We start from the raw sequence: 12,444 nt of genomic DNA on the forward strand, positions 1-12,444 counted from the left end.
TTGGCAACGCCGGAGGCTTCGGTCAGCGAGCCGCTGATGTCGCCGGTGATGATGGCGGCATCGTTGGTCCCCAAAATGTCGATATGCACCGTAGTGTGGGTGCCGTCGGCGCTCACCACATCGAAATCCTCGATATAGTGCTGGCCGGCAACGAATTCGTCGTGCGCCGAACTCGCCGTGTAGGTCCAGGCGCCGGCGCTGTCGATGGCGAAGGTGCCGTAGGCTCCGGCGGTGCCGGGCTGGGCGACGAAGGTCGCCGGGCTGTCGACATCGGAGATGGTCAGCGTGCCGGAGGTCGAGATGTCGGCGGCCGAGTTGGTCTCGGTCAGGTTGCGAACGTCGGCCGACAGCACGGCCGCATCGTTGGTGCCGGTAATATTGACGACGATATTGTAGCTCGCGGTTCCGTCCGCCGATGTCACCGTCAGTGTGTCGGTCGCGGCCTGGCCTTGGACCAGCGGGTCGGCAAGCGCCTGGTTGAGCGCATAGGTCCATGCGCCGGTCGTCGTGTTGAAGGTGAAGGTGCCATAGGTGCCCTGAAGGCTTGCAGGGTTCTGGAAATGGTTCTGACCGGCGTCGACATCCGTCAGGATCAGCTGTCCGTGAGCGCTGGGATCGTTGAGCGTTCCGTTGGCGACGCCGCCGGCTTCCACCACGGTCTGGTCGGCGCCCGGGGCCGCGGTGATTGTCGCGCCATCATTGCTGCCCTGAATGTTGACCGACACGCTGGCCCAGCTCAGCGTCCCATTGCCAAGCTTGATCGCATAGGTGAACGTCTCGTGGATGCTGTCGCCAGCACCCAGGGCCTGCAGGCTGGCGAAGCCATGCTCCTGCAGATACTGGCTAAGGTTCATCTCGACCTTGCCATTGTTGATGCGGATGAAGACGCCGCCGCCGATGTCTTCCCAGGCAGAGACGCCACTCACTTGGGCGTCTGCCGTCGTCAGGTCGATTGGCGCGTATTGCTTGGTGGCCGTCGAGGCCGAAATCCCATCGTCAACCGAATAGAGGGTCTTTGCGTTTCCACCCAGATCATTCTGCATCACGTTCAGCAGGATGATGGACTGAGCTGCCGACACGATGACGACCGTGTCCTCGGTGTAGTTGAGAACGTCGTCCTTCGCCTGCGGTGTGTTGGAAAACGATGTCGTGGTGCCGCCGGCACCGGTGACCTGAGTAGCCATGTTTCACCCCCTGATTGTTTAACGACAGACGCCCCACCGCCTGTCGACCGATGTTGAAAGACCAGTCGCGTCCTGCCGAAAATTGTCGCACGCCCGGAATGCCGAGTTCGGCAGACATCAATTGTGTCAGCGTACCTGTATCAGCGCACCTGAAGGCCCCAACGCCACCTGGCCGCGGCCAACGGAAGGCGTGGCCGGTCACAGGCGCGTGGTGGCTCAAATGGTGATGGCTGCGGCGAAAACCTTCGCCGCGCTGCGCTCCCCAGCCCCTAATTGCGTCGCTTTACCCGTTGTTGCCGGTCGGGGGCTTATTTTATGCAACGCTCATATTAGGACATTATTAACCCTTCCGGAGAGGAAGCGTCAACAACCAACATACATAACAGTTAATATCTGGGGGCGACGTCCGTTCCTGCGAATCGCCACAGGACCGGCCGCACAGTGACCAGAAGCATCCGGAATATATCCGCCGAGGACGACTCCAAATTGGGGCAGACGGCTACCGAATCAGCTGGCTTTCATCGTTTTTTCTTTAGTGCCGCGAAGAAAGCGAAGATTGGGCGGAAACAAGCTGCAGGAGGCAGGGTGGCTCAAACAGACCGCTGCGCCGATACCGATTGGCCGCGGACGGATCGAGCTAGCCGCCAACCAGCGACAGGCCGCGGGCACGCTGGCGCAGCAGGGACAGCAATTCACCGCGCCGGGCTTCCGGCGTGTCGACTGGCAAGACGAAACACAGCGTCTTGTTGATGGCGCCGTGGCCGTCGTGGATCGGCGCGGCCATGCACCATGTGAAGCGGTCGGCAAGGGCGGCGGTTTCGCTAAAACCTTGCCGGCGCGCCAGGGCGACGTCGGCGAAGAATTCCTCGGGCGCGATGACGCGGCCATCGGGCAGTTTGTAGTCGCCGGCGGGAATGAAGCTCTTCATTTCCTCCTCGCTCATATGGGCGACAAGCAATCGTCCCGACGCCGTCCACGGGATCGACACCTCGACGCCGACATCGCTGGAGATGCGGAACGGGCCGGGCGAATCCCGGCAATCGAGGACGACATATTTGTTGCCGCGCAGGCCGCACAGCTGGACCGTCTCGCCGGTCTCGGCGGCCATCCTGTCCAGCGTCTCGAGGATGCGCCGGTAATGCGCGTTGTGATGCGAGTAAGCCCAGCCGAAGAGATGCATCGCCCTACCGAAATAGACGTAGCCTTCGGTGCCGACATTTTCGAGCATCTCGGCTTCGAGCAGGCTGTTGACGATTTCATAGGTGGTCGAGCGCGGCGCGCCGATCATCCTGGCAATGTCGCCGACACGCATCGGCGCGCGTTGCCGGAGCAGCGCTTCGAGCAACATGATGACGCGGTCGATGCCGCGACGGCGCTCGCCATTCTGTGGCGCGATGCCGCCCGCTTCGATCAGTTCAGTCACCCCGTCGCTCATCATTAGCATCCGCTCAAAATCATTTTTTGGTCCTCGTCTCAAGACGCTTGAAAGAAGTCAAGGCTCAGTCTAGCATCCCCTTTGTCCGATATACAGACATGATGTCTGAAATACCGGACAAAGTGAACCGGGCAGAGAAAGTCCAGACGAGAAGACAGGCGGTTGCCGCGACGCGGCAACCGAGTGTTTTTCTCGTGCCGACCCTGCACGTCCGGACACAACCACAGAAGGGGAACAATCATGATGAAACCATCGTTTTTCGCATCCGCCAGCGCCCTTTGCCTCGGTCTCGTCCTGGCTATCGGCGTGGGCTCTGAGGCCAATGCCGCCGCCAAATGCATCAAGGGCGACCGCAAGGCGCCGTACACGATCGGCTGGGCCAACATCTATTCCGTGCCGACCTGGATGAAGCAGACGCAAGGCACGATCGAAGCCGAAGTCGAGACGTTGAAGAAGCAGGGGCTGGTCGACAAGCTGGTCGTGACCGACGCCCAGGGCGATGCCAATGTGCAGATCCAGCAGATCCAGTCGATGATCGATTCCGACGTCGACGCCATCATCTTGATTGCCGGTTCGTCGACCGCGCCGGCGCGCGTGATCGCGGATGCTTGTGCCAAGGGCATTGCCATCATCAACTTCGACAGCCTTGTCGACACCGACCAGGTCACCGCCAAGGTCAACACCGATTCCTCGCAGTGGGGCGATCAGGCGGCCAAGTTCCTGATCGACGCCATCGGCGGCAAGGGCAAGATCCTGATCCTCAACGGCCCGGCCGGCGTTTCGGTAAGCGACGACAGGCGCAAGGGCGCCGATGCCGAACTCAAGGCGCATCCCGACGTGACGGTGCTTGCCGAGACCAACACGCCCTACAATGTCGCCCCCGCCCAGGAAGCCGTGACCAGCCTGCTGTTCGCCAACCCCGAGATCGACGGCATCCTTTCGCTCGGCGGCGCGCTGTCGGCGGGCGCGGTGCTGGCGCTCGACAAGCAGGGTCGCGACCAGGTGCCGATCACCGGCGAGAATGCGCGCCAGTTCCTCGAACTGTGGAAGGAAAAGGGCCTGAAGAGCTGGGCGACCATGCAGCCGAACTGGCTCGGCGCCTTCGCCGCTTACACCGCCGTCCAGGCGCTGGAGGGCAAGGACGTGCCGGCTTTCGTCAAGATCCCGCTGCCGGTGATCGACAATTCCAACATCGACGAATACCTCGCCCGGGCCAAGGATTTCCCGGCTGACGGCTACATCTATTCGCCCTACGATGAGGAGCTGTTCAAGAAGCTGCTGGCCCAGAAATAAGCCTGAAGGGTTGTAGCATTGGCAACCATGGCTCCGCTCCTCGCGGCGCGGGGTGTGTCGAAGTCTTTCTTCGGCAACCCCGTTCTGCGCGACGTTTCCATCGCTCTCCAGCCGGGCCGCGTGCATGCGCTGCTCGGCGAGAACGGCGCGGGAAAGTCGACGCTGATCAACCTGCTGTCCGGGGCCCTGCGCCCGGACGGCGGGACAATCGAGGTCGACGGGCGCGCCGTGGCGCGTATGACGCCGGCCCACGCGAGGCAGGCCGGCATTGCTGTCGTGCAGCAGGAGCTCAGCCTGACGGCCAGCCTGTCGATTGCCGAGAACATCGGCCTCGGCGCCTATCCCAAGCGGTTCGGCCTAGTCGACTACAGCGCGCTTGCCGCGCGGGCGAAGGCCGCATGCGAACTGGTCGGTCTTCATGAGCCGCTGTCGACGCCTGTCGGACGGCTTCCGCTCGGGCGCCGGCAGATGGTGGAGATCGCCAAGGCGCTCTACCGCAAGCCGCGCGTGCTCATCCTGGATGAGCCTACCTCGTCGCTGTCGGCAACCGAAACGAAGATACTCACCGATCTGCTGGAGCGTTTGCGCAGCGAAGGCATCGCCATTCTCTACATCTCGCATCGGCTGAACGAAGTCATGACCCTCTGCCAGCATGTCACCGTGCTCAAGGACGGCATCTGCACGGCGGATCGGACCCTAGAAGGAACCGATGCCGCCGGGCTGGTGCGGCTGATGGTCGGGCGCGACCCCGGTGATCTGTTCCCGCAATGGCGGCCTTCCGCGTCGCCCGCCAACGCCGTCTCGGTCCGCAATTTTTCCGCCGGCCTGATGCGTGACGTCGATCTCGACATCAGGACCGGCGAAGTGCTGGGCATTGGCGGCCTGGTCGGTCAGGGGCAGGAGGATCTGCTGCTCGGCCTTTACGGCGCGATTCCGGCCAGGACGGCATCGGCGACGATCAACGGCACGCCGGGGCTGCCGGGTGGCGTGCCGAGAGCCAATGCGCTTGGCCTTGCCTATGTGCCGGCCGACCGCAAGCGTGAGGGCCTGCACCTGATCCACACCATCACGACCAACATGATGTTGCCTGCCTTCGCCAGACTGCCGGCGCTGAAGCTGCGCAGCCGGCGGGCCGAGCGCGAGACGGCAAGGGGCCTTGCCGCCCAGCTTGGCATCAAGGGTGACCTCGCACGGCAGGCGCAGGCACTTTCGGGCGGCAACCAGCAGAAGGTCGCGCTGGCGAAATGGATGCCGCACGACCCGGTGGTGCTGCTGCTCAACGATCCGACGCGCGGCGTCGATGTCGAGACCAAGCGTGAGATCTATTTGATGCTTCGCGCCTTCGCCGCCGCGGGCAAGGCCGTGGTGCTGCTCAGTTCCGATACGCCCGAACTGGTGCATCTTTGCGAGCGCGTCGCGGTGGTGCGGGACGGCCGCATCGCAGCCATGCTGGAGCGCGCGGCGCTGAGCGAGGAAGCCATCGTTTCGGCGGCGATGGGCGCCGAGAACCGGAAGGTCGCGGCATGAGCACTGTTTCTTCCGCGCGGCCCGCCGTCGCGCTCTATTGGCCGGTGCAGGCGCGCCGCAACATCGGCGTGCGCAGCCTGTTCGTCGTCGTGCTGGCATTTCTCATCGCCTACGGGTTCCTTTTCCCTGGCCTGTTTTCGGCCTCCGGCTTCGCCAAGTTCACCCAGAGCTGGTTCCCGCTGGCGCTGGTCGCGATGGCACAGGCGATCCTCATGCTCACCGGCGGCATCAGCCTGGCGATCGGCGCTACCGTCAGCCTCGGAGCGGTCATTGCCGCGACGACGATGGCGGGACCCCTGGGCGTCACAGGCGGTGCCGCTGCGGTGGCGCTGACCGGCCTTGGCATCGGTGCTGCGACCGGCTTCATCGTGGTGCGGCTTCGCCTGCCGGCGATCGTGGTGACGCTTGCCGGCTCCTTCATCATCGGCGGTGCAGCACTGCTGATCCTGCCCAGGCCCGGCGGCGCCATTCCCGAATGGCTGTCCGACCTGCTTGCCGGCGACACGCCCACGGCCTTCGTGCTTTTGATTGTTATCGTCCTTCTGTGGAAACTCTATCTCGCAACGCCGCTGGGCTTGAGCCTCTATGCCGCCGGCGAGAACCCGGTCGGCGCCTATCGCTCCGGCGTGCCGGTCGATGCCGCGCGGGTCGCCGCCTATGCGATCAGCGGCCTTTTGTCGACAGGCGCCGGCCTGTTCGTCGCCGCGCAAACGGGCTCTGGAGATCCTGTCATCGGAGCGGCCTTCACGCTCAACTCCATCGCCGCCGCCGTGCTCGGCGGAATCGGCTTCCTCGGCGGGCAGGGCACGATGCGCGGCGCGCTCGCCGGCAGCCTGCTGCTCAGCCTGATGATCAGCGTCATGTTCTTCCTCGGCTTCACGCCGGTCGCCCAATATGTCGCCCAGGGTCTCATCATCATCGGCGCGGTCGCAATCCCGCAATTCCGCAAGGTGCAGCAATGACAGGATGGAAAGACAGCGCGGGCGGCAGGCGTGTCATGGCGGTCCTCTCCAGCCGGCCGTTCCTGACGGTTGCCATCGTCGCCGCGGTCTGGATCGCGGCAAGCTTCGCTTCGCGCGGCTTTGGCGCCTATGGCCATCTGCGCTATCTGGTCGAGCTCGGCGCCGTCATCGGCCTGGTCGCGGCCGGCCAGACCTTTGTCGTGATCGCCGGCGGCATCGATCTTTCGGTCGCGGCCATTGTCACCGTCAGCGCCATCAGCCTGCCGTTGTTGTCATGGCAGGCCGATCCGACCGGCCTTGCCCCCGTGCTTGTCGTGCTGGCACTGACTACGATCATCGGCTTGGTCAATGGGCTCGGCGTGGCATTGTTGCGCGTCCACCCGATGATCATGACACTGGCCATGGCGACCTTCCTGCAGGGCCTGCTGATCATCATTGCCGGTGGCAGCGCCGTCACCGCCGAGAACCCGCTGGTCCACTGGCTCGGCAATGCGCGGCCAGCCGGGATTCCGGCCGGCGTGCTGTTGTGGGTGGCCGTTTCGGTGATCGTGTTGACGGTCATGCACGCGACGCCGTTCGGCGCCCGCATCTTCGCCATGGGCGCCAATCCACTCGCCGCTGCATTGTCCGGGGTGCCAGTCACGTCGACGACACTCGCCGTCTACGGTATCAGCGGCTTTACCTCGGGCCTCGCCGGCGTGCTGGTGCTGGGCATGAACGGACAAGGCTATGTCGGGATCGGCGATCCCTATCTTCTCGCCTCGATCGCCGCCGTCGTGCTTGGCGGGACGTCGATCCTCGGCGGGCTTGGCACCTATGCCGGCACCATTCCCGGCGCGATCCTGCTGGTGACGATCACGGCGTTGATCACCGTCGTCAACGCGTCGCCCGGCTGGCGCAGCATCCTGTTCGGTTCGCTGATCCTGGGGCTGCTGCTGCTCTCAGGCCGGGAGCAGGCCCGCCGATGACGGTTCGTCCAGCCGATAGATGCGTTTCGCGTTGCCGAAGAATAGAGCCGTCTGCTCGTCCGCGGAAAGGTCCGCTGCAATGGCCTTGAAGCTGTCGTACACCTCGTCGAATGATGCGTGCAGACCGGCGACCGGAAAATCGCTGCCGAACATGGCCCGCTGCGCGCCGAAGCAGTCGATGCAATGCAGGACGACCGGCCTCAGGCTGTCGAGCGTCCAGTCATGATCGTAGGCGACCAGATCCGAAATCTTGATGGCGACGTTGTCGTGCTCCGCCAGAAGCCGCAGCCCGTCGCGCAATCTGCGCATGCCCTCGGCGTCGCGGTCGATCGGGCTGCCGCAATGGTTGAGAACGAATTGCTGATCGGGGAAGGCCGCCGCAAGCCGCGCCGCGTCGCCGAGCTGACGTGGAAACACCATCAGGTCGAAGGAAAGGCGATGCGCGCCAAGCAGGGAAAGACCAGCGCGCCAGGCCGGATCGTCCATGATGCCATCGCGGGCGGCGAAACGGCGCGCAGGATCGGGATCCCAGCTCAATATGTCGCGAACGCCGACGACGCGGTCGAATGCCGCCTGCGCGTCGAGCAGAGCGGGTGCTTCTCGGCTGGCGAGCGGCACATGGACGACATAGCGGTCGGCGACACCGCGCGACTTGTCGAGCGTCTCCAGCCAGCGCGTTTCGCCGACGCAATCGTCGCTCGCCCAGCCGGCTTCGACATGGACGGTGGCGACGACATCGTGCCCGGCGGCGTCGCGTCGATAATCCTCGGGGAGATAGTTGCGGCGCAGCGGGCCAAGCTTGCCCAGCCCGCCGCGTTCGGCGGCGGTGGCGGTGAGCCAGGGATGCCGGCCGAGGCCAAGATCCCAAAGGTGATGATGAGCGTCGATGATCGGTCCGGCGTAGGGTTTCGGCACGCGTCTCTCTCAAGGTCGGACCGGCTTCGGCATTCGGTCCGGGGTTCTACAGGCGACGGCGAAAGGGGTAGCATCGGATGAGCGAAAACACACCGGTTCCTCCGCTTGTCGTGCGCGAAAATTTTCAGCTCGACGACCGTATCCGTGGCGTGCCGCCCGGCACCTCCGGGCTGGACAGCAGCCTGGTCGCGTCACAGCGCTGGCATCCGGCCGAGGGTCGCATGTCGCTGCCGCTGCTGACCCTCGACGAGAGCGCCTTCGCCACCAATCGCGATCTGTTCCTGCGCTATGCGCGTGAGCAGGGTGTCGCGATCGCGCCGCATGCCAAGACGCCGATGGCGCCGGACCTTGCCCGGTCGCTGGTCGAGGCCGGCGCATGGGGCACGACCGTCGCCGATATCAGGCAGGCCACGGTGATCCTGAAAGCTGGGTTGACGCGATTGATCATCGCCAACGAGGTCGGTGGTGCTGGCGGCGCGAACCGGCTGGCGACGCTGGCCAGCGCCTGGCCGAACGCCGCGCTTCACGTCTTTGCCGACTCGGTCGCCGCCGTGAATGCGCTTGCGGAGGCGTGGCGCGCCAACGCGGCTCTGCCGCCGCTGCGCGTTCTGGTCGAACTGGGCGCGGCCAGAGCGGGCGCACGGACCACCGCCGAGGCCGAGGCGATCGCCGACGCGATCACGGCCGCCGGCGGGCGACTGCTGATCGCAGGTGTTGCAACCTATGAAGGGGCGGCGGCGCAACTCGATCCCGGCCGCACCGACGAGGCGGTGTCGGCGCTGCTGGCGACGACGGCCGACATGTTCCTCAGGCTGCGCGCCCGCGTCGGCAGCGGTGTGCCGCTGATCGCCACCGCCGGTGGCTCGATCTTCTTCGACAAGGTTGTTGCCGCACTTTCGCCTGTTGTTTCCAGGGACGGCAAGGCGACGCTGGTGCTGCGCAGCGGCGCCATCTTCTTCCACGATCATGGCATCTACGACCGCTCGCTCGGCACGCTCGACGCCCGCAACGGCTTTGCGATCGGCGGCGTCGATGCGTCGGCGCGAAACTCCTTCCGTCCGGCCTTGCGCGTCTGGGCCGAAGTGCTGTCGCGGCCGGAAGCGGGGCTCGCCATCTGTGGCATGGGCATGCGCGACGTTTCGTTCGACCAGGGTTTTGCGACGCCGCTGACGGTTTTCCGCGACGGCAAGCCGCTGCCTGCACAGGCGAGGTTCGCCGAAGTCTTCAAGCTCAATGACCAGCACGCCTTCCTGTCGCTGGCACCCAGCGCCGATATCGCCGTCGGTGACGTCATCGAATTCGGCATCTCGCACCCCTGCACCTGCCTCGACCGCTACCGCGTGATCTTTGGTGTCGACGAGAGCGGGCACGTCCGCCACGCCTTTCCAACCTATTTCGGCTGACCAGGCCCCCAAAAGAGAACCTCGAAAGGATCCGACATGATCAAGTACTTCCAGTCCGGCTCGCGCATGTCGCAGGCCGTCGTCTATGCCGGCCTCGTGCACATAGCGGGACAGGTGGCCGACGACCGCAAGGCCGGCATCGAGAGCCAGACCAGTGACGTGCTGGCCAAGGTCGAGGCGCTGCTGGCCGAGGCCGGCAGCAGCAAGTCGAAGCTCGTCGCGGTCAACATCTTCCTGCCGCAGATCGGCGACTTCGAAGCCATGAACAGTATCTACGACGCCTGGGTCGATCCTGAGCGCCTGCCGGCTCGCGCCTGCGTCGAGGCGCGCCTTGCCGATCCCGATTTGCGCATCGAGGTCACCGCGGTCGCGGCGGTCTGAGGTCATGCATACCGGCCTCGTCCACACGCTCGACTTCGACCGCGACGGTAAGATGCTCGGTCACCTCAGCATCCCGTTCTCGATCGACCGTTCGCCCTATTTCCAGATCAAGGTGCCGATCTGCCTGATCCGCAACGGCGAAGGCCCGTCGCTGCTGCTGATGGCCGGCAATCACGGCGACGAATATGAGGGCGAGTTGTCGCTGGCGAAGCTGGTGCGCAGGCTCGACCCGAAGCAGATCAAGGGTCGCATCACCATCCTGCCGATGGCGAATACGCCGGCGGTGATGGCCGCCAAGCGCTGCTCGCCGCTCGACGGCGGCAATCTCAACCGCGCCTTTCCGGGCGATCCCTCTGGGACGCCGACCAGCCGGCTCGCCAATTTCCTGGAGGCGGATTTGTTCCCCCGCCACGATGTCGTCTTCGACATCCATTCGGGCGGCACGTCGATGGAGCACCTGCCGACCGCGCTGGTCGAGCGCAACAGTGATCCAGAACGCCACCGGCGCGGCGTCGAGCTGATGCACACGCTCGGCATGCCGTTTGGCTTCGTCGCCGACAACGGCCCCGCGTCACCGACCTCGATGGGCGCAGCGCGCCGGGCCGGCGCCACCGGCATCAGCGGCGAGTTCGGCGGCGGTGGCACCGCCACAGTCGATTCGATGGCGCTCACTGCCCGCGCGTTGGACAGCCTGATGGTTGCGCTCGGCGTGGTCGAGGCGCCGGTCCTGGCCCCAGAGGCCGAGTCCGCGGCACCGACGCGGCTGCTTTCGCTGTCCCGGCACAGCCAGGGCATCTATGCCACGCGCCGCGGCTGGTTCGAGCCGGCAGTCAGGCTCGGCGATAATGTGACTTCAGGACAATTGGCCGGCTGGTATCACGATCTCGAGCGGCTCGATCTGGCCGAGGAAGCCCTGCACTTCGCCGAAGGCGGCATCGTGCTGTCGCGTCGGCTGCATACGATGTGCGAGGCGGGGGACTGTCTCGTGCAAGTCGCCGAGCCGGTCGAGGACTGACAATGAAGCTGCGACAGGATCAGGACTGAGGATATTTCATGCAGCTTTCGATGTGGGCCTATCCCTGGGACATCCAGGATCTCGGCCTGGAGACGGTCGAACGCGACCTCGCGGAACGCGCCGGGCTCAACATGATCAGCCTGGCGACCTCCTATCATGCCGGCCGCTTCCTGCAGCCGCGCAGCCCGCGCCGGAAAGCCTATTTCCCGGAGGACGGCACCATCTATTTCAAACCGACGGCCGCGCGCTGGACGAGCCTCGCCATCCAGCCCAAGGTGGCCGATGTGATCACGCAAAGCGGCGACGTGCTCGGCAACCTTGTCCGCCGGCGCGACGCTGGCGGGCTCGGGGTTTCGTGCTGGACCGTCTGCTTGCACAATACGCGCCTTGGCATGCTGCATCCGCAGGCCGTGACCCGCAACGCCTTCGGCGATGCCAATTACTACAATCTCTGTCCCTCGCATCCGGATGCGCGCGCCTATGTCCGCGCATTGGTCGCCGATATCTCGCATGGCTACAGGCCGGACCGGATCGAGCTCGAAAGTCCGTCCTTCATGGGTTTTGCGCATGAATACCATCACGAGAAGGATGGCGTCGGGCTGACGCCGGAAGACGACTTTCTGCTGTCGCTGTGTTTTTGTCCCGCCTGCCTCGCCCGCGCGGCTCAGGCCGGGATCGACGGCGAGGCGCCGCGCAAATTGGTCAGGCAATGGATCGCCGAGACCTGCGAGCGCGCCGTGCCGGAACGGCGCTTCGCCGATTTTCCCGCCGGCGGTCTCGATGTCTTTCTCCCGTGGCCGGAGTTGTACGCCTATCTCATCTGGCGGTTCGAGCCGGTGACCAGCCTGGTTGCGGAACTGCGCGAAGCCGCACACCCCGGGACGCGTGTCGTCATCATCGACCTGAAAGACGGCTGGCTCGGTGGCTGCGATCTGGAAGCACTCGGCAAGGTCTGCGACGGCGCGATCCTGTGCGCCTACGACATGCAGGCCGGCGATGTCGCAAACCTGATAGCGGCCGGTCGCGCGGCACTCGGACCTGAAAAATTCCTTGGTACAGGCTATCGCCTCTTCTATCCGGAGATGGCCGGCCCCGAAGTGCTCGCCGCCAAAGTGAAGCCGGCGAAAGCGCCTGATATCGATGGCATCAATTTCTACAATTACGGCCTTGTTCCGGCGGCGCGGCTCGACTGGATAGGGGCAGCATTGTCTGCTTGAGCACGCCGACACGGCCAGCGTCGGTGCGGGCGATCGGGAACGCCTGCGATGGCGCCCGATGGGTGCGCCGGTGCGGTTTCTCGCCGCGGCTCCGACACCAGGCAGGAACGATCTGCGGGTTGATGCATTTTGCCCTTGGCCAAT

General features: G+C 64.9%; 11 protein-coding genes. 8 read left to right on the plus strand and 3 right to left on the minus strand.

Going from position 1 to position 12,444, the window contains the following annotated elements:
* Together DH08_RS18460 and DH08_RS18465 are read right to left on the minus strand one after the other, a co-directional pair.
* Window positions 1-1,184: VCBS domain-containing protein (locus DH08_RS18460; protein WP_210328788.1), on the minus strand; the 1,184-nt coding region annotated here is incomplete at its 3' end.
* Between the two features lie 637 nt (window positions 1,185-1,821).
* Complete coding sequence (locus tag DH08_RS18465) at window positions 1,822-2,619, minus strand: IclR family transcriptional regulator (RefSeq protein WP_246800926.1); 798 nt, start codon at window positions 2,617-2,619, stop codon at window positions 1,822-1,824.
* Between the two features lie 240 nt (window positions 2,620-2,859).
* Between DH08_RS18465 and DH08_RS18470 the strand changes: the two genes are divergently transcribed.
* Genes DH08_RS18470 through DH08_RS18485 form a run of 4 tightly spaced genes read left to right on the plus strand, consistent with a single transcriptional unit; the run spans window position 2,860 to window position 7,369 of the window.
* Window positions 2,860-3,912 carry an ABC transporter substrate-binding protein gene (locus tag DH08_RS18470; RefSeq protein ID WP_192180688.1) on the plus strand — a complete coding sequence of 351 codons (1,053 nt, stop codon included), beginning with the start codon at window positions 2,860-2,862 and terminating at the stop codon, window positions 3,910-3,912.
* Window positions 3,913-3,939: 27 nt separating this feature from the next.
* Window positions 3,940-5,439, plus strand: a complete 1,500-nt coding sequence (locus DH08_RS18475) for a sugar ABC transporter ATP-binding protein (protein WP_192180689.1) — start codon at window positions 3,940-3,942, stop codon at window positions 5,437-5,439.
* Window positions 5,436-6,401, plus strand: a complete 966-nt coding sequence (locus DH08_RS18480) for an ABC transporter permease (RefSeq protein WP_192180690.1) — start codon at window positions 5,436-5,438, stop codon at window positions 6,399-6,401. The genes DH08_RS18475 and DH08_RS18480 overlap by 4 nt, the downstream gene beginning before the upstream one ends.
* Window positions 6,398-7,369 carry an ABC transporter permease gene (locus DH08_RS18485; RefSeq protein WP_192180691.1) on the plus strand — a complete coding sequence of 324 codons (972 nt, stop codon included), beginning with the start codon at window positions 6,398-6,400 and terminating at the stop codon, window positions 7,367-7,369. The genes DH08_RS18480 and DH08_RS18485 overlap by 4 nt, the downstream gene beginning before the upstream one ends.
* On the opposite strand, the gene DH08_RS18490 is transcribed toward DH08_RS18485, so the two are convergent.
* On the minus strand, window positions 7,343-8,284 hold the full coding sequence (locus DH08_RS18490) for an amidohydrolase family protein (protein WP_192180692.1): 942 nt from the start codon (window positions 8,282-8,284) through the stop codon (window positions 7,343-7,345). The two genes, DH08_RS18485 and DH08_RS18490, sit on opposite strands and share 27 nt — an antisense overlap.
* Window positions 8,285-8,361: 77 nt before the next feature.
* Here DH08_RS18490 and DH08_RS18495 point away from each other — a divergent pair, with 77 nt between their 5' ends.
* Genes DH08_RS18495 through DH08_RS18510 form a run of 4 tightly spaced genes read left to right on the plus strand, consistent with a single transcriptional unit; the run spans window position 8,362 to window position 12,300 of the window.
* Window positions 8,362-9,687: an alanine racemase gene (locus DH08_RS18495; RefSeq protein WP_192180693.1), complete on the plus strand. Its 1,326-nt coding sequence runs from the start codon at window positions 8,362-8,364 to the stop codon at window positions 9,685-9,687.
* A gap of 36 nt (window positions 9,688-9,723) precedes the next feature.
* Entirely contained in the window at window positions 9,724-10,068 is a 345-nt protein-coding gene (locus DH08_RS18500; protein WP_192180694.1) for a RidA family protein, read from the plus strand.
* Between the two features lie 4 nt (window positions 10,069-10,072).
* Entirely contained in the window at window positions 10,073-11,083 is a 1,011-nt protein-coding gene (locus DH08_RS18505) for a succinylglutamate desuccinylase/aspartoacylase family protein (RefSeq protein ID WP_192180695.1), read from the plus strand.
* Window positions 11,084-11,121: 38 nt separating this feature from the next.
* On the plus strand, window positions 11,122-12,300 hold the full coding sequence (locus DH08_RS18510; RefSeq protein WP_192180696.1) for a hypothetical protein: 1,179 nt from the start codon (window positions 11,122-11,124) through the stop codon (window positions 12,298-12,300).
* Window positions 12,301-12,444 lie beyond the last annotated feature (144 nt).

This window comes from Mesorhizobium amorphae (assembly GCF_014843845.1).
Taxonomy (GTDB): Bacteria; Pseudomonadota; Alphaproteobacteria; order Rhizobiales; family Rhizobiaceae; genus Mesorhizobium; species Mesorhizobium amorphae_A.